At 39.4% G+C, this 19463-nt stretch carries 15 protein-coding genes, 1 tRNA gene and 1 pseudogene; 8 read left to right on the top strand and 9 right to left on the bottom strand.

What is annotated here, in order from left to right:
- Nucleotides 1–272 precede the first annotated feature (272 nt).
- The gene (locus PGW99_RS10670) at nucleotides 273–1571 is read left to right on the top strand and encodes an FAD-dependent oxidoreductase (protein WP_273777658.1); all 1299 of its coding nucleotides are present in this window, start codon (nucleotides 273–275) and stop codon (nucleotides 1569–1571) included.
- Between the two features lie 6 nt (nucleotides 1572–1577).
- Nucleotides 1578–2420, top strand: a complete 843-nt coding sequence (locus tag PGW99_RS10665) for an SAM-dependent methyltransferase (protein ID WP_273777657.1) — start codon at nucleotides 1578–1580, stop codon at nucleotides 2418–2420.
- Nucleotides 2421–2465: 45 nt separating this feature from the next.
- Here PGW99_RS10665 and PGW99_RS10660 read toward each other — a convergent pair.
- The 4 genes from PGW99_RS10660 to PGW99_RS10645 all read right to left on the bottom strand — a co-directional run bounded on the left by PGW99_RS10660 (nucleotide 2466) and on the right by PGW99_RS10645 (nucleotide 4977).
- A tRNA-Thr gene (locus PGW99_RS10660) sits at nucleotides 2466–2541 on the bottom strand.
- A gap of 263 nt (nucleotides 2542–2804) precedes the next feature.
- Complete coding sequence (locus PGW99_RS10655; protein ID WP_273777656.1) at nucleotides 2805–2957, bottom strand: hypothetical protein; 153 nt, start codon at nucleotides 2955–2957, stop codon at nucleotides 2805–2807.
- Between the two features lie 483 nt (nucleotides 2958–3440).
- A complete protein-coding gene (locus PGW99_RS10650) occupies nucleotides 3441–3929 on the bottom strand; it encodes a PIN domain-containing protein (protein WP_273777655.1) in 489 nt (162 codons plus the stop codon).
- On the bottom strand, nucleotides 3910–4977 hold the full coding sequence (locus PGW99_RS10645; protein ID WP_273777654.1) for an ImmA/IrrE family metallo-endopeptidase: 1068 nt from the start codon (nucleotides 4975–4977) through the stop codon (nucleotides 3910–3912). Before PGW99_RS10645 ends, PGW99_RS10650 begins: the two co-directional genes overlap by 20 nt.
- 793 nt (nucleotides 4978–5770) lie before the next feature.
- Between PGW99_RS10645 and hsdR the strand changes: the two genes are divergently transcribed.
- From hsdR to PGW99_RS10615, 6 genes and pseudogenes are all read left to right on the top strand, one after another.
- Nucleotides 5771–8137, top strand: coding sequence for an EcoAI/FtnUII family type I restriction enzme subunit R (gene hsdR / locus PGW99_RS10640; protein WP_273777653.1), 2367 nt, complete (start codon nucleotides 5771–5773; stop codon nucleotides 8135–8137).
- A gap of 56 nt (nucleotides 8138–8193) precedes the next feature.
- Nucleotides 8194–9669 carry a type I restriction-modification system subunit M gene (locus PGW99_RS10635; RefSeq protein ID WP_273777652.1) on the top strand — a complete coding sequence of 492 codons (1476 nt, stop codon included), beginning with the start codon at nucleotides 8194–8196 and terminating at the stop codon, nucleotides 9667–9669.
- Nucleotides 9670–9684: 15 nt separating this feature from the next.
- A pseudogene (locus tag PGW99_RS10630) lies at nucleotides 9685–11445 on the top strand (restriction endonuclease subunit S); the annotation flags it as partial.
- Between the two features lie 11 nt (nucleotides 11446–11456).
- Entirely contained in the window at nucleotides 11457–11918 is a 462-nt protein-coding gene (locus tag PGW99_RS10625) for a hypothetical protein (protein WP_273777650.1), read from the top strand.
- Between the two features lie 26 nt (nucleotides 11919–11944).
- Complete coding sequence (locus tag PGW99_RS10620) at nucleotides 11945–13852, top strand: DUF262 domain-containing protein (RefSeq protein ID WP_151504275.1); 1908 nt, start codon at nucleotides 11945–11947, stop codon at nucleotides 13850–13852.
- Nucleotides 13853–14077: 225 nt separating this feature from the next.
- The gene (locus tag PGW99_RS10615; RefSeq protein ID WP_151504274.1) at nucleotides 14078–14467 is read left to right on the top strand and encodes a hypothetical protein; all 390 of its coding nucleotides are present in this window, start codon (nucleotides 14078–14080) and stop codon (nucleotides 14465–14467) included.
- A gap of 292 nt (nucleotides 14468–14759) precedes the next feature.
- On the opposite strand, the gene PGW99_RS10610 is transcribed toward PGW99_RS10615, so the two are convergent.
- The 5 genes from PGW99_RS10610 to PGW99_RS10590 all read right to left on the bottom strand — a co-directional run bounded on the left by PGW99_RS10610 (nucleotide 14760) and on the right by PGW99_RS10590 (nucleotide 19347).
- Nucleotides 14760–16571, bottom strand: a complete 1812-nt coding sequence (locus PGW99_RS10610; protein WP_273777649.1) for an AAA family ATPase — start codon at nucleotides 16569–16571, stop codon at nucleotides 14760–14762.
- On the bottom strand, nucleotides 16568–16789 hold the full coding sequence (locus PGW99_RS10605; RefSeq protein WP_151504272.1) for a helix-turn-helix domain-containing protein: 222 nt from the start codon (nucleotides 16787–16789) through the stop codon (nucleotides 16568–16570). The genes PGW99_RS10610 and PGW99_RS10605 overlap by 4 nt, the downstream gene beginning before the upstream one ends.
- 2 nt (nucleotides 16790–16791) lie before the next feature.
- Entirely contained in the window at nucleotides 16792–17079 is a 288-nt protein-coding gene (locus PGW99_RS10600) for a helix-turn-helix transcriptional regulator (protein WP_273777648.1), read from the bottom strand.
- Between the two features lie 99 nt (nucleotides 17080–17178).
- On the bottom strand, nucleotides 17179–17940 hold the full coding sequence (locus PGW99_RS10595; RefSeq protein WP_273777647.1) for a hypothetical protein: 762 nt from the start codon (nucleotides 17938–17940) through the stop codon (nucleotides 17179–17181).
- A 159-nt stretch (nucleotides 17941–18099) separates the two neighbouring features.
- Nucleotides 18100–19347 (bottom strand): tyrosine-type recombinase/integrase, encoded by a 1248-nt coding sequence (locus PGW99_RS10590; RefSeq protein WP_273777646.1) that lies wholly within the window; start codon nucleotides 19345–19347, stop codon nucleotides 18100–18102.
- Between the last annotated feature and the right edge of the window lie 116 nt (nucleotides 19348–19463).

The raw sequence follows: 19463 nt of genomic DNA, 5'->3' as shown, positions 1-19463 counted from the left end.
TAACCAACTCGGCTGACATTGTAAAATGTATGATAAAAAAATAGTTAAATTAAGTGTTCATTTTTTAAAAGTATTTTTTATAAATATGTAAATTTTTATAATTTTTCATTTATCTTTGATCATGTTATGGCACTCGCTAGATATCAGAAAAGTACAATAAAATGTAAAAAAGGCCTGTATAGGGAAAAAGAAAAAACTGGCATTTTTTAATACAGTTTTTCTAAAAAGTATGGTTCATAATCGAGAAAATAGTTCACTCACGGATAATAATTTTGGATATTGCAATTATTGGTAGTGGCATGGCTGGCTTAGCTACCGCAAGAATTCTTAAAGATGCGGGACATAATATTACGATTTTTGAGGCGCTGCCGGGTCGCGGCATGGATAGCCATAGTATCGAATTTGATGGTGGGTTGATTGATGCACCGTTGCGTGTGATGAATCCGAATTTATGGAAAAACACCCTCAGCCTGGCCACGCATCTCGGCATGAAAACCTTTCCGGTGCGCACCTATATGGCGTGCAGCTGGTTATTTGAAGATCGTACCGAGACATGGCTGACCACCAGCCGTACCCGGATTGGTAATTTGCCGATTATCAATAACCGTAAAGGCATCAAGCAATATGGCTGGCGTCTGGTCAAAGGCATGTTGCAGTTAAAGACAGCACTGCACAAATTTTTTAAATCCAAAGACCAAGACATCACGCTGAATGAATTCATTCAACAGCATGATATTGAAGAAGTGTTTTGGCACGGTGCGATCATGCCGGTGCTTTATACCATCTGTACCTGTGATCCCAAAACCATTGGTGAATGGCCTGCCAAGCCTTTACTGACTTTTTTGCGCCAGTTGACGGATGGTGAAGCATTACTGCGTTTGCAAGGTGGAACACCGGCTCTGGTCGACCGTTTGATTCAAGATATCGAGCTGCACAGCGCATCGCCTGTAGTCAATGTGGAACAGCAGGATGAACAGGTACGGGTTGAAACGATGCAGGGCAAGCATTACCTGTTTGACCGTGTCGTGGTGGCGACGCCAACAACGAAAATGGCAGAATTCCTGAATACACCACAGTTTGCTGATGATCTGGCTTTACTGAGCAAATTCCGTTTCGAGCAAGGTGATCTGGTGGTGCATACTGATCCATCGGTGATGCCACCACGCCGTAAGGACTGGTCTGCATTGAGCTATATGATGGATCGTCAATTTACCCGTCAGCAATTTACCGTATGGATTAATGCTGTTGAGCCAAGCTTGGTGGGTAAGACACCAGTATTCCAAACATGGCGTCCTGTCACTCCGATTGATCCTAAGAAAATTATTTCTTCTGTGACCTTAACTCGTGCCGTAGTTGATCGCGAAACTGTCGCTTTGAATCAAGAATTGCAGCAACGTCATTTACAACTTGGTCGTAAAGTCTTTTACTGTGGCTCCTGGTCATGTGATGGCTTGCCAATTTTAGAGTCCGCCGTGACCTCAGCGATGAAAATTGCTGAAATTTTAGGGGCACCATTGCCATTTGTCGGCTTGAAACCGCATATTGAGGTGGCACCCGAGTTAGGCTATTAAAGCAGCATGCAACTACGCAAGACGATACAGGCTTTATTTCCTCAGCATAAGTATGCGATTAATAGCACGTTGTTGGGAGATGAGTCCTTACTCGCTTGGAGTAATTTGGGATATTGGTCGGCACAGCAGCGATCATATCCCGAAGCCTGCCGCCAGTTGGCTGATCAGTTGGCACAGGCTATTGCTTTAACAGCCACAGATCATGTGCTGGATTTAGGCTGTGGCCAAGGTGCCAGTCTGCTCCATTGGTCTCAGCATTACCATTTAAGCCATTTTAGTGCCGTCGAATTACAAAAGGCCTGCGTTGAGCAAATTCAACAGCAGTGCATTCCGGGATTAGATGCAATCTATGCCTCGTCTTTTATGCAACTGAGAGAACCTGAGTTAGAACAGGCTTTCGATGTCATCTTGTGCATCGATGCGGCTTATCATCATCCCTTCAGTAAATTTCTGAACGTTGCTCACCGTATGCTTAAGCCCCAAGGGCGTTTAGCGTTCCATTATTTGGTGCGTTCACCTCGCTGGCAGACTTTATCTTCCTTTAAACAGCTTCAATATCGCTATTTACTGAAAGCGGCAGATATCGATGTGGACACTTTACCGGAGCAGCAGCAAGCGGAAGAGATGTTATTCGAGTCGGGATTTAGCCGATGCCAATTCACCGATTTGTCCGAAGCGGTATTGGCCGGTTTTGCAAATTATGTTGATCAGTTAGCAAAAACAGCACTGAAAGCAGCGGGGTTGGATGGATTTAAAATTCTGATGACAGCAAAATTGTGTGACAAGCTTTATCGTGAAGGTTGTCTAAATTATGTGCAAATTTCTGCAGAGAGGGCAGCTGAGTCATAGTGCTGAACGCGAGAGTGTTTTAGTCAAAGCAACGCGAGAAAGGAATGGTGCCGGCACACGGATTCGAACTGTGGACCTACTGATTACAAGTCAGTTGCTCTACCAACTGAGCTATGCCGGCAACGTGGCGTGAATTTTACCGAAATCGATTCAAAATACAAGCGAGTGGATTAATGGTTGGTTGTTTTTTGTTTAATTGATCAGGGGGTAGAACCGCAATTAAAATTTCACCAGATAAAAAATAAATGAATTTTCTTGCAACACATTTATTTCATTTTAAAAATACCCATAAAAACTAGGTAGAAATTTAAACAACTACAAAATAGAAAGTTTGAATGCTGGATTCAAACTTTCTGATGAGAGACTGACGTTTCAGGAAGTTGCTTAGTGATATTTGACGTAAGGACGTGATTTTTCGGGATCAGGTAAATCGGCTTTTTCTTGTGCTTCTTTTTCTTCTCGTTCTTGGTGCAGTTTTTGCCGCTCTTCAGCTTCCTTACGCTGTTCGTCTTTTTTTATATTGTGTTTGTGGCTCATACGCTTCTCCTGATGTGGATGTAATGAGAAATTTCCAAAACCATAACGACACTTTAAGCATGCAAAAAATACGCAGATTGTTCTAGTCTGAACATGTATCTAGACGTAAAAGAGAGGAGGTGAAATTTGATGGAATTTTCATTTATTTTTGATATTCGAGTTAAATCTATATTGATGAATTCCGCGACTGTGGAATTGAGGTGATGAATTATTTCTAAGTACGAGGAATTTTATTTTTTACTCAAAGAATGGATTTCAAAAGGCAATAAAAAAGCTCAAATCCTTTAGTAGATTTAAGCCTTTTTAGATTCTGAAGTATGTTTCAGAACTGAATCTTGGCGGTGAGAGAGTGTGCCGGTTTTTCGTTATAATATTATGATTTATAATAATATTTATTTTTACATTTTAATAAGTACCAACAAAAATACCAACAAGTAAAAAAGTTATGTTTGGGTTTACTTGTTTGACGAGACTCTTGAAACATTAATTTGCTAATAATTCATTTAGCCTTTTATGTGCCTCCAAAAAAGGTAATCGGCTACCAGCTGACTCCATTTGTTGATAGGCTACTTTAGCCTCATCAACTGTAATGATATTATGTTTTACCATTTGTTCTACTAGCCAAATAGTACCTTTAACGATAACGGCTTCTTTTTCTGCTACATTAACTAAGCGTCTATCACCTGTAAGCAAAGTGCATTTTTCTTGTTTCGCTAATGACAAAACTAGACAATCGTTGGTGCTAACTTTTGGGTGTTTATCGCTCAGTGTAAAAGCATAATGCATATATTCAGGTTGGATGGTTTTTAATCGCAGTCCTAATCCGACTAAGTTTGGATGGCTGGAGGCTAACTCTTCCATAAACAAAATATCTGGTGTAGCAAACTCATATGGTAGATTGAACATGTATGGCAATAATCCGCCATCATGTAAGTCAATCAGAATATTGGCATCACTGATTAAAAGCTGCATTTAACAGCTCCAGTTTGCGCACTTGACGCAACTCAATTAATGAGATTCCGAGTAGTTCTGCAGCTTTGCTGTCACTAACTATCTCTTCTGCTAAGGCGCGAAAAACTAATTGACGAAAGAAAGTGGTTTTTTCCTGTGGATATGCTTCACCAGGTTCTTGTTGGCGCCATTTATTTTTACTGAACTTAATCATGATTCTTTTATGCAGAGATTCATTAATAATGCCTAGTTCTTTGGCGCGGTAAGCACAAGCTGACATACTGATTCCGAATTCATGCTTAAGCAAATACAATTCTTGTAGTTCGATATTATGGCGCCGATTACCTAAACGTTGGTGTAACGCAATAGCAGGCAATAAAAATGCTGATGCAAAGCGGTGACATGCTTTTTCTTCATCAATATTTTCGGCTAAGTGCCCATGAATAAGTAAATGTGCCAGTTCATGTGCTAGGGTAAAGCGTTGACGATCACCGGATACGTGGCCAGAAACAACCAGAATAGGTTTATGATTTGCATGCATTTGTAAGCCATCGACAGAACCATCGGCGACAGCATTACTGACCACCACTAAAATACCTCGAGATTCTAATAAGTCAATGAGGTCAGTGATATGATCAAAGCCTAGTTGCCATTCTTGACGCAAGTTGTCAGCGAGTTGCTCTATCTCATCTAAACTTTGTATGAGATTAGGTACACAGGTTGGAAGGCTAAAGTTAGGAACAGGAAATACAGGCCACTGGTTTGATAGGTCAAACCATCGCTCAACTTGGTCAAGAACATCATTCTTGATGCACTGAAGTTGTTTTTGTGAAGCATTCGCTTTTTTACGGTATTCGATTTGTCCTAAACTAATTTTGACAGGCCGAAAGAAGTATTCCACGCGTAAATTTAAAGCTTTTGCCAACTTTAGCAATATGTCAGAAGAGGGCAAGCTATCGCCATGTTCATACTTCTTAATCATGTTGGCACTTAAACCAACTTGATTAGCCAAGTCTTTCATCGAAAGCCCATTAGAGGATCGGGCACGTAGCAATCGTTCACCAAACATGCTGACCTCCTGATGATTGTCGGTTTACGAAATATTAAAATATTTAAAAATTGTAAACCATATAAGAGCATATAGGTAGTAATTTAATGTTTCAAGTTTAATTCATTTGAAACGATCATTAGATAATAGCCATGACTTAATAATGTTAAAACCTGAAATTTAGAATTAATGGTTTCCCCTATAAAAAGATTTTTCGGAGCAGACCACGTGCTAGTGTAATTTTTTCAAAAATGGTTCGCGGATAGGTTCGCACGCAACACCATATTGTTACTGCGAACTTCTTCAGGTTTCCAAGCCTGGTTTTCATGGGAAGGTGCGTTTTTTAAATTGGAATGGTGAACACTTACAGGTGAGCAGTTAGGTGAACATGGAAAATGCTATTTTTATTTATACTTTAAAAGTTTGTACGCAAATAACTGGTGCGCAGCAACGTGCGCACGGAAAAGCCTATTTTTTTTTGCGCACTTTTTAAGGTTGCTAAGCTTTACCCGAGAATAAGTATGTTTGGATGCTGTAATTGGTTAGCAAAATACTGGTTAGTCGTTAGGTTAGTCTGAAAAAGCATCTTTTAACGACGGCATTTTAGTTACGGTTACAGTATTGGTTACGCTCTATAGACATAGTTTAATTCGGTATCCAAGCTGGTATCCATAGAAATGAATATTTTCTAGATTGAATTACATACCTCAAAAACTTTATTTTTATCTGGGATTTACCTGCTTTCTTAATATTCCATTTTTGAGTATTCTGTTTACTTGATTAATAACACAATAAATAATGGGTAGTCTCTCAGATGGACAAGAAAAAGCTCTCTGAACGTGATATTTGCAGCAAGTTTATTAACCCTGCATTAGAGAAGGCAGGATGGACTGCTCAGCAAATCCGTGAAGAGGTGACTTTCACCAATGGTCAAATCATGGTGCGTGGGAAGCTGCATACCCGTGGCGAGCGGAAGCGCGCAGATTATGTCTTGTACTATAAAAAGAATATTCCATTAGCTGTTATTGAAGCCAAAGATAACAACCACAGTGTAGGTGCTGGTATGCAGCAAGCATTGGGTTATGCAGATAGTCTTGCTGTTCCCTTTGTATTTTCTAGCAACGGCGATGCGTTCCTGTTCCATGATCACACGGGGTTGTTTGGTGCCGTTGAACAAGAGTTATCCCTCGATGAGTTCCCGTCTCCGGAACATCTTTGGAAACTCTACGAACAATACCATGGGATTGAATCAGAACAATCCAAACAGATTGTAGAATATCCCTACTATGATGATGGTACAGGAAAAACCCCTCGCTATTATCAAGTGAATGCCGTTAACAAGACCATTGAAGCGATTGCGCGTGGACAGGACCGAGTATTACTGGTGATGGCAACGGGTACAGGAAAAACCTATACCGCTTTTCAAATTATCTGGCGTTTATGGAAGTCAGGTGCGAAGAAGCGGATTTTATTCCTGGCTGACCGCAATATTTTGGTCGATCAAACCAAAAATAATGATTTCAAACCTTTTGGCCAGCACATGGCGAAAATCACCAACCGTAAAATTGATAAGAGCTATGAAATCTATTTGTCTCTGTATCAGGCCGTGACAGGTTCGGAAGAAGAAAAGAACATCTACAAACAATTTTCACCTGAGTTTTTTGACCTGATCGTGATTGATGAATGTCATCGTGGCAGTGCCAAGGAAGATTCTGCATGGCGTGAGATTCTGGAATATTTTAGCTCCGCAACTCACGTAGGTTTGACCGCTACGCCAAAGGAGACCAAAGACACCTCCAATATCACCTATTTTGGCGAACCTGTTTATACCTATACCCTGAAACAGGGGATTCAGGATGGTTTCCTTGCACCGTATAAAGTGATCCGCATCGATATAGACAAGGATTTACAAGGCTGGCGACCAACGAAGGGACAGCGAGATAAACACGGCAATGAAATTGAAGACCGCATCTTTAACCAGAAAGATATGGACCGCAATCTGGTGCTGACAAAGCGTACTGAATTGGTGGCGAAGAAGATTACCGAGTTTTTATCCAAGACGGATCCCTACGCAAAAACTATTGTGTTTTGTGATGATATTGATCATGCAGAACGTATGCGTCAGGCATTGGTGAACCTGAATCCGGAGCGAGTAAAAGAAAACCGTAAGTACGTGATGCGTATTACCGGCGATGATAAAGAAGGTAAAGCTGAACTGGATAATTTTATTAATCCTGAAGAGCGTTTTCCTGTGATTGCCACCACTTCCAAGTTGATGACTACTGGTGTTGATGCTCAAACCTGCAAATTGGTTGTGCTCGATCAGCACATCAAGTCCATGACTGAATTCAAGCAAATCATAGGACGAGGTACGCGGATTAATGAAGAGTTCGGCAAGACTTGGTTCACGATTATGGACTTCAAAAAGGCCACTGAACTGTTTAGCGATCCTGCCTTTGATGGTGAGCCAGTGGTGATTTTTGAACCCAAGGGGGATGAGTCGGTGATTCCTCCAGATGAAGAACAGATTGTCGATACAGAAGAGCAATCAGAGCAAGGTTCAACCCATTCAGGATCGGGTACAAATACAGACGATACTCAAGATGACCAAGCACCCAAAAAATATGTGGTTGATGGTGTCGCGGTCAATGTGATTGGTGAGCGTGTTCAATTCTATGATAATGATGGCAAGTTAGTCACCGAGTCACTGAAAGATTACACCCGTCAGCATATTCTTAAAGATTATCAGTCGCTGGATACTTTCCTGCGTAAATGGAAAGGTGCCGAGAAAAAGTCACTGATTATTGAAGAGTTTAAAAAGCAGGGCATTATTTTTGAAGCACTGGAAGATGAAGTAGGGAAGGACTTTGATGCCTTTGATTTGATTTGTCATATCGCCTATGACCAGCCCGCATTGACTAAAAAAGAACGGGCGAACAATGTGCGTAAACGCAATTATTTCACCAAGTATAACGAGCAAGCACGACAAGTCCTTGATGCGCTTTTAGACAAGTATGCGGATCAGGGCATTGAACCCATTGAGGATGTGAAAATTCTGCATGTTCCACCCTTCAATCAAATGGGGTCAATTGTCGAAATTATTCAAGCTTTCGGTTCGCCTCAAGATTATACAGATGCACTGAAAGAGCTCGAAAATCAGCTTTATGCCGATGTTTCCTAGACTCTCAGTTGCTACAATCCTCCACAAATTTTATTTAGTACAAATATAGTCAAGTTATGAATATTTCAGGAACAATCAAAGCAATTCAAGACACCATGCGAGAAGACGTGGGCGTAGATGGTGATGTGCAACGCCTTGGCCAGTTAGTCTGGATGCTGTTTCTGAAAGTTATCGATGACCGTGAAAAAGAAGCGGAAACACTGGCATTTTTCAATCAGGAAACCTTTCAATCACCGATTCCTGAGTCTTTTCGCTGGCGTAACTGGGCTGCCAATGATGAAGGCATGACAGGTGATGAACTTAAAGATTTTATTGATAATCAACTGTTCCCAAGCCTGCAAAATCTAACTGCCAATAGCGATGATCCTCGTGCTCAGGTGGTGCAGGCGGTCTTTTCAGATGCCTATAACTACATGAAATCGGGTGGTTTAATCCGTAAAGTGATTAACCAGATTCAAAAGGGGTTTGACTTCAATAAATCCAAAGAGCGTCACGCCTTTGGCGATATTTACGAGCAACTGTTACGTGATTTACAGGCTGCTAAAAACTCAGGTGAATTCTATACGCCGCGTGCGGTCACCAGCTTTATGGCGCAAATTCTCGACCCGCAACTAGGGGAATCTATCCTTGATCCGGCTTGCGGTACGGGTGGCTTCCTGACGTCCGCGATTGAGCATGTGCGTGAGCACTATGTACAGAATGCTGAAGATGAGAAAGTCCTGCAAAACAGTATCAATGGCATCGAGAAAAAGCCGTTACCGCACCTGCTGTGTACCACCAACATGATTTTGCACGGCATTGATGTGCCTGTGAAAATCCGTAGGGATAACACGCTGGCCCGTCCTTATATTTCATGGACGCCTGCGGAACGGGTAGACGTGATTCTGACTAACCCACCATTTGGTGGTACAGAAGAACAGGGCATTGAAAAGAACTTTCCTGCCAAGTTCCAGACCCGTGAAACTGCCGACCTGTTTATGGTGTTACTGATCCAGTTGCTCAAAGCCAATGGTCGTTCAGCGGTGGTTCTGCCTGATGGCTTTATGTTTGGTGAAGGCATTAAAACCGCCATTAAAGAAAAGTTAATGGAAGACTGCAATCTGCATACCATTGTGCGTTTACCCAAGTCTGTGTTTGCACCTTATACCAGTATCAGTACCAATATCCTGTTTTTCACCAAAGGCAAACCGACCGAGCAGATCTGGTTCTATGAGCATCAGTTACCGCAAGGGGTCAAAGCCTACAATAAGACCAAACCGATTCAGCTTAAAGAATTCGATCCTTTAAAAGTATGGTGGGGCCATGAGGCGGATGGATTTTCCAGCCGTGTAGAAAATGAACAGGCATGGAAAGTATCCATAGAGGATATTAAAGCGCGTAACTACAACCTGGATATCAAGAACCCGCATCAGGCTGAAGAAGAAAGCAAAGACCCTGAAGAGTTACTCAAGCACTATGCTGACTTACAAGATGAAATTGCGGTGATTCGCCGTCAGTTAAAAGCCATTTTAGACGAAGCATTAAGCCAATAATTCAGGATGAGTGAGATGACAGACGTTAAACAGCTCATAACTGAGCATTTGGATATTTGGCTGACTGCGGAAACCGAGAAAAAGTCAGGACGTGGGCGTAGTTCTGGGGCAAGTAATTCAATTTATGGTGTGCAAAAACTTCGTGAATTGATTTTAGATTTGGCGGTAACTGGAAAACTTTCTACACAATTAGACTCTGATACTTATGCTGATAACATCATTTCACAAGTCAATATTGAGAAAGAAAAACTATTAGCGGATGGAATTTTAAAAAAAACAAAAATTATCTATCCTCCAAAAAGTATAGATTTTTCATTGCCAGAAGCTTGGACTTTAGCTTATTTGGGAGAAATAACTTTATTAATTACTGATGGCACACATCACACACCAACCTATTTAGATTCAGGTGTTCCTTTTATATCGGTTAAGGATGTTAATGGTAAAACTGTTTCTTTCACTGATTGTAAATATATTAGTGAAAGTGAGCATACAGATCTAATTAAACGTTGTAAGCCTGAAAGAAATGATATTTTATTGTGTCGCATCGGTACTCTAGGCAGAGCTACATTGGTTGATACAGATGACGAGTTTAGTATCTTCGTTAGCTTAGGATTATTAAAAGTCTCTAAAAAAATTAACTATGCCAAATACTTACATTTGTATTTACACTCACCACGAGCTTTACAGCAATTTGAAGAAATAAAAGTTGGTGGCAGCCATACAAATAAACTGAATTTAAAGGATTTGCCTAATATATTAGTAACCTTACCTCCAATAGAAGAACAACAACGTATCGTGGCTAAAGTCGATGAGTTGATGCAGCTTTGTGACCAGCTTGAACAACAACAAAGTTTAAGTACTGAAGCACATGAACAGCTGGTAGATGTATTGCTAAATGCTTTAACCAATTCCGCAGATGCAGATGAATTCCAGCAAAACTGGCAGCGTATTTCAGCTAATTTTGATCTGTTATTTACTACTGACTACAGCATTGAACAGTTAAAACAAACGATTTTGCAGTTGGCTGTGATGGGTAAATTGGTAAAACAAGATCCAAGCGATGAGCCTGCAAGTGAGTTGCTTAAACAGATTGCTGAAGAAAAAGCGAAGTTAGTTAAAGAAGGGAAGATTAAAAAGTCTAAACCTTTGCCTGAAATTACGGATGATGAAAAGCCGTTTGAATTACCAAGTGGGTGGAAATATACAAAACTAGCTGATATATGCCGACCTATTTCTTCAGGCTCAACACCAAGTGCAGACAAGTTTGTACAATCAGGTATTCCATTTTTAAAAGTCTATAATATTAGAGATCAAAAGATTGATTTTCATTATAAAGAGCAATTTATCGATGATGAAATTCACCAAACAAAATTAAGTCGCTCTAAGTTATATCCTAATGATGTTGTAATGAATATTGTTGGACCTCCTTTGGGTAAGGTGGCAATTATTCCAGAAGAATATCCTGAATGGAATTGTAATCAGGCTATCGTATTTTTTGGTTTACTACAGCCAGAACTGTCCCAGTACGTATATACCTATTTGTGTGAGGGATCATTCTTAAAGCAAATTGAACTTATTGGTACAGCAGGTCAAGATAATATTTCAGTTACGAAATCTCAAAATATCATTATGCCTTTACCTCCATTAAAAGAGCAGAAACGTATCGTTGAAAAAGTAAATCAGCTTTTTTCTATTATTGATCAGCTTCGAGTGCTGCAAGCTAAAGCACGACAAACCCAATTACATTTGGCTGATGTTTTGGTGGCGAATGCGGTGGAGGGGGCGTGATGGAGTGGACGTCTTTTAAAGATAAAGATGGAAAAACGGATGCTTTTGAGGTTGATATAGATCAAGAGCAATTACTTAATTATCTTGAAAAAGTGCTTGGAGCAAAACCTTTAGTCGTGAATACCCCAGAGGGTGGCAATGTTACGGTCTGCTATAGGCTAATGAATGGTGTTGAAGTCGGTATTATGTTGAACTTTACTGCTCCAACATTTTATCTGAATGAACGTGTAGTGAATGATTGTCTATTGGCTGATGCCGATTTTAAAGAAATCATCGATTCTATTAAACTTAAAGAAAGTGGTGGTTGGATTTATCCACATAGTGAACATAACAATCCCAATACCACTATTTTGAGGTCAGAAGTTAAAACCTTAACACCTTCCTTGAAAAATCGTGTGTTCGTTTTAAGTCAAGTTTCATATCTTAAAGTCATCAAGTTATTTAATTTATTGATGAAATAGTTTTTAAAAATAATTTAGGGGGATTCGTGTCAAATATTAGCAATAAAATTGAAGCAGCACATCAGTCACTGTATCAGGTATTGAATGAAAAGAAATATTCGGTTGATTATTTTCAACGAGAGTATTCTTGGCAAAAAACACATATTCAACAATTAGTAATGGACTTAACGTCTGCCTTTTTAAATGAGTATACAGAAGGTGACTTACGTAAAAATGTTCAGAACTATAACAGTTACTATCTAGGACCATTTGTCGTTTCAGCAGCCGAAGATGGAAGCCTAAGCATTATTGATGGTCAGCAACGATTAACCTCACTGACACTTTTTTTAATTTTTTTAAATCATTATCAAAAAGAATTGGGCGAAAATCTTAATATTGCACCAATGATTTTTTCAGAGAAATTTGGCGAGAAAACTTTCAATATACAGGTTGAGGAACGTCTGGCTTGTTTTAATGCTTTGTTTGAAACAGGTAAATTTACAGATAGTGATGCTGACGAGTCATCTTTAAACATGGCTGCACGATATGAAGATATTGCAGAAGTTTTTCCTGATGAAATAACTCAATGTTTTGCTAATTTTATTGATTGGCTTAAAGAAAAAGTAATTCTTGTTCAAATTACGGCGTATTCGGATGAAAATGCTTACACGATTTTTGAAACGATGAATGATCGTGGCTTAAATTTAACACCATCCGAAATGTTAAAAGGCTTTTTGCTATCTAAATTTAGCGATAAAAATAAACGTAAAAAAGCGGATGAAACTTGGAAGTCTGAAATTCAAAATCTGAAAAATTTTGAGAAAAATGAAGACCAAAAGTTTTTCCAATCTTGGTTTCGTGCTCAATATGCTGACACAATTCGTCAAGGTTCAGCAGGCTCAAAAAATGAAGATTTTGAGAAAATTGGTACGCGTTTTCATAGTTGGGTACGCGATAACCCAGAAAAAGTTGGTTTAGATTACAGTGATTCAACTACTTTTGAATCTTTTGTGAATACAAAATTTAAATTCTTTTTGAAAGCCTACCGTAGCATCCTTGATGCTCAAAAGACTTTAACGGAAGGGCTTGAGCACGTTTTCTATATACATCGATGGGGAATCGCACCTACTTTAAGTATTCCTTTAATGCTGGCACCATTAAATCTTTCAGATGATGATGCAATAGTTAAGCAAAAAATAGACTTGGTTGCCCGTTATATCGAAACATTTTCTGTTAGAAGGTCTTTGAATTTTAAGTTATTTTCGGCAACTTCTATTCGATACACAATGTATAGCTTGGTTAAAGAAATTAGACAGAAAGATCTAATAGAAGTTAAAAAAATTCTTGCTGAAAAGCTGGATAAAATGCCGCAAAAGATAGAAGGAATTGTAGGATTTAGATTGCATGGGCAAAATTATCGCTTTGTGAAATTTCTGCTGACTCGAATGACTGTTTTTGTAGAACAAATATCAGGAATGCAGACTAATTTCATACAATATTATGAGCCATCTAAAGGAAAACCATTTGAGATAGAGCATATTTGGGCAAATAAATATGAACGACATCAAGGCTCTTTCACTGATAAACGTGCATTTGAAGAATATAGAAATCGTATAGGTGATTTACTTCTTTTGCCAAATGGTACCAATCAGTCTTTTAAGGATATGCCTGTTTCTAAAAAGGTTCCTCATTACTTAAAGGAAAATTTACTGGCTCAATCTTTAAGTGAAGAAGCTTATAAGAATAACCCTAATTTTACTAAGGCAATACAGCTCTATAAATTGCCATTCCAGGCTTTTAAAATTCAATCGCCTAGTGACAGTGAAAACATAGAGTTATTTACTAAAAAAGATGTAGATCAAAGACAGAATTTATATCTAGAAATATGTAACCATATCTGGGGTGATTACTGGAAAATTGATCCATCAACGTGCAGTGAAACCGAAGAAAAATAACATTTGAAATAAACTAAACAAGTACCTCAAGCCGTATTTGATGACGTGTCTTTGAGGTACAGCTCGTTTTTAATGATACTTACTCAGAATATTTATGTAAGCATCCAGCAAATACCAAGGGTATGTCATATCTGATTTTATATAGGACCTGAATAGTCTAACTCTATAAATAAGCACTGTATTTCGTAACTGCTGATTATTTTAAATACCCATAAGAAGGTAAACATGAACTTTAAAATACTAGGGCTTCTACTGTTGACACTTGTCACACAAATTTCTTGTAGCTCAAAATGCTCAGACGGATGTCTGACCACACAAGGGGAAAAACTATCATTCAGTGATGCTGAGCAGCTTATGTACTATTGCGATATATTCACCCGTAACGGCGTGGGAAGAATGGCACTGCGGTTGAGTTATGATGAGGTTGCTCAAAGAACTGATAGTGATTTAAACCATCCTTTGATGATGGCCTTTTTGACGTATGAAGATTTGTATAAAAGCCCGCTGGTTTTTTATCGTGCTGATAGTGCCAAGGATGTCGATTACATGGAAATCGTACGAAGTTGCAATCAACTGAAACGAGATTTTCACAGCGACCGGAAATGGACTTATTAGTCTCATAAGATTGCGTCAATAGCGAATACCTTGAGGGCATTCTGATAGTCTGGTTTTATTCCCCAACAAGGATGTTGGGATTGGCTCAATCTTTTAAATTTATTATCTGTACCTTTGAGCAAATTGAACAAGTTGAGCAAGTTGGCTTTAAGTGTATGATTTAATTTGTAAATCAAGTTGTGCATCATGTTGCTAAAGTGTTTTTTATTTGAACGACTTGAATGTATATATACTTCAATAAGTTAGCTCCAAGTCGCTCATGTTGTTCAAGTTGCTCATTGGGTGGTAGTGTTCAAAAATGGGTTGGTTCATCCAATCTATGAATTTTTGGTAATGACCAAAACCAAACAGTTTCACCGCTTGGCCTAAATGGTTTTATATTTAATTTTACCTGAGCTCGTCTGACAGAAGCCGGACTAAATCCAGCTTCTTTAGCCTGTGCATGAACTTCTTTAGAAGGCATTTTTTCAATTGGACTTAGCAAGCCAATTAAGAACTCCATAGCCATATCGATAATTGAGCCACTACCATCATTCTCTGTAGATTCAACATCACTTAGTAGCTCCCTAGCTGATCCCTCTATTGGGCCAAGCCAATTGACTCTAGTTGCTTCTATATTGTCAGATACGGTGCATTGCTCAATTTCATATCTGATACCGCCATCCAGCTCGGAAATATTAGATTTTGCCCTAACTAAAATGCAGTCATTTTCATCCTCGCGTCTTGCTGCTGTCCACACCATACGAGCAAGGGCTGTAAATGCCTGTGAGCCGATAATTCGATCTACTGGGATCGTTCCTGCTGTACCTTTTGCAAAGTGAGTAATTCCGATGACTGCACACCCAATATCTTGAGCAAAATCAATAATAGTTTGTAATGAACGTCTAACATCATTTGCTCTGTGCATATCGCCACCAACAGCACTAACAATCGGGTCGATCATCAATAATTTTAAGTCATCGATTTTCTTTGCATACTCCAGCAATAAATCCATATCTTTTGAGGGGTCGAAAGGTTTTTTTTCTCCTTTCTCATTAACATGACCTTGAACAAAGTAAACCTTCCTCAGATTTGCGCCTGCTGCCATCAGTCGCGGAATTAAGGTGTCTGCTGGATCATCTTCGGTAGAAAAAATAATAACGCTGCCAGCATGTTTACATTGTGTGCCATCGGGAAATTGTCCCTTTGTAGTAATTGTAGCAATCAAACTAAGTAGTAAGGTTGTTTTTCCGCATCCTCCTGCACCTGCCAGAATAGTAAGTTTTCCAAGAGGTAGCCACCCTTCCCAAAGCCAATTGATCGCCTGTGCCTTAATGCTGCTCATGTTCAATATTTGAAGTGATGCAGTCTTTTTCACTGGTTGGGTCGGTTGCTCTGTTTGAGGTGTTTTGCCTGCTGTCTGGACTTCTGACTGATCAAGCAACTCAGGCTCAAATGATCTTTGGAGTTGTTGCACTTTTTGTCTGAAAAACTCTTTAAGTGCTTTGTCTGATAATGCCTTAAAATCATCATGCAACTGTATGAATAAGTCTTTATTGTATTGAGGTGGATTATATCCAGCCATCACTCTAAAGATGGTTTCAGGTAGGCCATTATTGATCGTCAGATATGCAGCATCAATGCTTTGTTGATAGACAACAGCCTCGCCAGCTTCGGCAATCTGCACAAATAATTTGATATCGTCCGTACCAATGACATAAGGCAGGCATTTTTTATTTGTGTGGCTTGCCATCACTCCCGAACCAATCGGAAAAGATACGGTCTTTTCATTGATTAATTTGTAAGGTTCTTTGCTGGCATCCCATTGTCTAGCTGTTCCAAAGATGTGATAGCCAGTAATCTGGGTTAGGTCTTTGGGATTGGTGAGTGGGTAGGCTTTGCATCCAGCACAATCATGCTCTGGATTTCGGGCATCTAAAAAGCTTTCTGCATTTATCGATTTGACATCACTTTTGGTGGTCTGGGTTAAGATGTTCTGCTCAAAGTCTGCAATATTTTTACAGATAATTTGCATGCCGCTTAAAGGGTTAGTGCTACTTGCAAACACTGGTTTCTCATCAGTGAACATATCAACGGTGGAATCCAAATAAGGTTTCACATTCATTGTTCATCCCTCATTTTATACTCATAGCGTGCATGAGTGCCCTTGTTCACTAGGTTGGGTTCATAGTGAGTCACGATGTCATGTCCAGCTTTGCGTAGACGAGAAATGACCGAGCTAAGGCAATAGCAATTGAATAACTGTATGGCTTCTGCCTGTGTAATGGTTTTGCTTTGCTTGAGATGAGCCAGGATTTGGTTGTATTGAGTGCTCTGATTCATGTTTAAGCCTCTATTCCCTTTGATTGCATCCAGGCTTGAACATCCTCAATACGCCATGCGGTGATACGCTTAGTGAGTTTTACGGGCTGTGGAAATTCACCAGAACGAACCTTATCCCAAATCGTTGTTTCACCCATTGGAAGTATTCCTTTACGAGCTGGACGTGCTTTGATGATGCGTGTTGTGCCATCTTTGGCGATGTACTTGCGTTCCTTACGCGCTGCTGTGGTTGCAAGTTGTGACATGCGGTAAAAGCCTTTTGGTGTTAAATCCCACTGCTCAATAGACATAAAAAAACCTCTAACTGTGTACCGTGCTGTTACGGCGTTAGAGGTAGTATCTGGTTCTTTGTATTTGGCTAATCCTGATTAGGATCATCTATTTCCTAATTAGGAGTCTGTTTCTTTGTATTTTTGTGCTGCCTTTAGCCAAGCTGCCACAGTATCATCATTTGGGAACCTATCAATCGCTAGTAATTGGGCTTTTGTGTTTATTGCATCATAGACAGCATAAGGTTTTGACATATCTATGTTTGCCATGTCAGACAATACCAGGATCAATTTTGCTACAGCGTTTTTAGTTTTGGTGTGAAGTTGATCTATATTATTGTTTTTTTCAATGGCATTAATTAACTGGGTAAGTTCCTCAATTTTTGCATTTTTTTCTTGAATGATATTTTCAAGCTCTTTAATTTTATCAATAAGATTTTGTATATGCGGTTCCGTTGATGTAATCGTGGAGTTGCCAATATTGAGATCTTGAGTTGTTGTATTGTTATTGATATCGGTTATACCTAATTTTTTAATTGCTTCAAATTCAAAAAAGTCTGATTTTAGCCAACAATAATTTTCAAAATCTGCTTCTAAATACCTGTTAGGTGTATTACCAAGGAATTTATTTTCACCTAAACAATTTTCTAAAATGTCATATGTAATATGCCAGGAACCATTATTCTCTTGGTGATCTACGGTTATAATTTTATCAAGATAATTCTTAAGAAAAGTTTGAGCAGTGGAATGAAAATTTTCTAACAATAAATATCTGGATATGTCGGGAATACTATTGTTTGTTTGCTCTACCAATAATTTAAAAGCATCGGATACACTTATATACTTATTGTTTTCTTGATTTAATTCTTCAAATAAATCCATTTTCATTCCACGCCACACTAGTAAAAATAAGCAGCCCAATTGAATAGCTGTCAGCGTTTTATCCCAGCATGCTGGGTGTAATGAATAAATTATAATCTAGTGTTGCTGTAGTTGTCCGTAGTGTATGGAGTTGCCTAGTAGATTAATTAAGCGATATTTTTAATATTCCTTATTATCCGGTTTGAATATGGATATATCCCCACCTTGGCGCAACGTGTCGAGATAGTCCGACCATAATTGCATCAGTTCACGTCTACGGCGTAAAAATGCGGTCCGGTTGTATGCTGTGCCATTGGGATCTTTCACTGTATGTGCTAATTGATGCTCGATAATATCTGTTCTGTATTCAAGTTCTTCATCCAGGATGGTTCGCGCGGTTGCCCGGAATCCATGTGCTGTATGTCGGCCTTTATAGCCTATGCGGATTAACCCTTGTCTGATCGTATCCTCACTCATACATTCCCGACCTGTTTTTACGCTGGGGAAAACATATTTTGAAGTTGTACGCAGATCTTCCAGTTCTTTAAGGATGTCAAAAGCTTGACGAGATAAGGGGACAATATGGTCTTGATGCGTCTTGCTGGCAGCAAATGAAAGCTGGCGTTTCTCAAAATCTACTGATTCCCACAACAGACCACGTATCTCGTTTGGACGCTGGAATATATAAACTGACAGCTTCATTGCCAATTCTGTTGTTAATCGGTTACGTGGGTTGTCTTTAGTGAAGCGCCACATTTTACGCAATAAGTCAGCAAGCTCTCTTTCATCAGTAACAGCGTTATGATTGCCCTTGATCGGTTGGGGTAGGGTAATGTCCTTAGCCGGGTTGTGGGTAATGATGCGTTTCTTTCTGGCCAGTTCCAATACCATTGACATAATTGATTTGATGCGCCGTGCTGATTCTAGTGCACCACGTTCTACAACTCTGTCAGTTACATCACGTTCCAGTTGTTCAACTGTCATATTCACGACTGGCATATTACCAATGTATGGGAGAATGTCTTTTTCTAGCTTGCGCAGGTTTTCACTATCTACCTTATTTTCTAGCTCTCTCTTTTTCAGCCATTCCTGACAAAACTTATTAAAGGTGTTTTCGAGAATTGCTTTTTGTTCGTTTCGGTTCTGGTTGCGTTCCTCTGCTGGGTCTTTGCCTTGCAAGATTAATTGTTTTGCTTCTTCACGTTTGATGCGTGCCTGTTGCAATGTGAGTTGATCAAAAGTGCCCAAAGCGAGAGTGTTCTGTTTTTTAGTTACAGGGTGGCGGTAATTTAGCCGCCAATATTTTGAGCCGTTCTTTTTGATGAGAAGGTATAGACCGCCACCATCAGAATATTTTTTATCTTGTTCTGGGTCTGCCGTTAAATTTTTAACAGTTCTTGCATCCAGCTTGTTTGATTCTTTCGCCATCACATAGCCCTCACTTGTTGGTATTTTTCTTGAGAAAAATGAAAATGAGAGAGACTCTACTCATTTTCTTGCTTGATACCAACAAATGTACCAACAAAGTTGTTGGTATACTACTG

It is taken from the genome of Acinetobacter sp. GSS19 (assembly GCF_028621895.1).
Lineage (GTDB): Bacteria > Pseudomonadota > Gammaproteobacteria > Pseudomonadales > Moraxellaceae > Acinetobacter.
The sequence above is the reverse complement of the archived record's forward strand: the minus strand, read 5'-3'. Positions and strand labels throughout refer to the sequence as shown.

Coding starts and splice junctions, on each gene's coding strand:
- PGW99_RS10665 (WP_273777657.1), top strand. CDS start 1,578: ATGCAACTACGCAAGACGATACAGGCTTTATTTCCTCAGCATAAGTAT.
- PGW99_RS10655 (WP_273777656.1), bottom strand. CDS start 2,957: ATGAGCCACAAACACAATATAAAAAAAGACGAACAGCGTAAGGAAGCT.
- PGW99_RS10650 (WP_273777655.1), bottom strand. CDS start 3,929: ATGCAGCTTTTAATCAGTGATGCCAATATTCTGATTGACTTACATGAT.
- PGW99_RS10645 (WP_273777654.1), bottom strand. CDS start 4,977: ATGTTTGGTGAACGATTGCTACGTGCCCGATCCTCTAATGGGCTTTCG.
- hsdR (WP_273777653.1), top strand. CDS start 5,771: ATGGACAAGAAAAAGCTCTCTGAACGTGATATTTGCAGCAAGTTTATT.
- PGW99_RS10635 (WP_273777652.1), top strand. CDS start 8,194: ATGAATATTTCAGGAACAATCAAAGCAATTCAAGACACCATGCGAGAA.
- PGW99_RS10625 (WP_273777650.1), top strand. CDS start 11,457: ATGGAGTGGACGTCTTTTAAAGATAAAGATGGAAAAACGGATGCTTTT.
- PGW99_RS10615 (WP_151504274.1), top strand. CDS start 14,078: ATGAACTTTAAAATACTAGGGCTTCTACTGTTGACACTTGTCACACAA.
- PGW99_RS10610 (WP_273777649.1), bottom strand. CDS start 16,571: ATGAATGTGAAACCTTATTTGGATTCCACCGTTGATATGTTCACTGAT.
- PGW99_RS10605 (WP_151504272.1), bottom strand. CDS start 16,789: ATGAATCAGAGCACTCAATACAACCAAATCCTGGCTCATCTCAAGCAA.
- PGW99_RS10600 (WP_273777648.1), bottom strand. CDS start 17,079: ATGTCTATTGAGCAGTGGGATTTAACACCAAAAGGCTTTTACCGCATG.
- PGW99_RS10595 (WP_273777647.1), bottom strand. CDS start 17,940: ATGGATTTATTTGAAGAATTAAATCAAGAAAACAATAAGTATATAAGT.
- PGW99_RS10590 (WP_273777646.1), bottom strand. CDS start 19,347: ATGGCGAAAGAATCAAACAAGCTGGATGCAAGAACTGTTAAAAATTTA.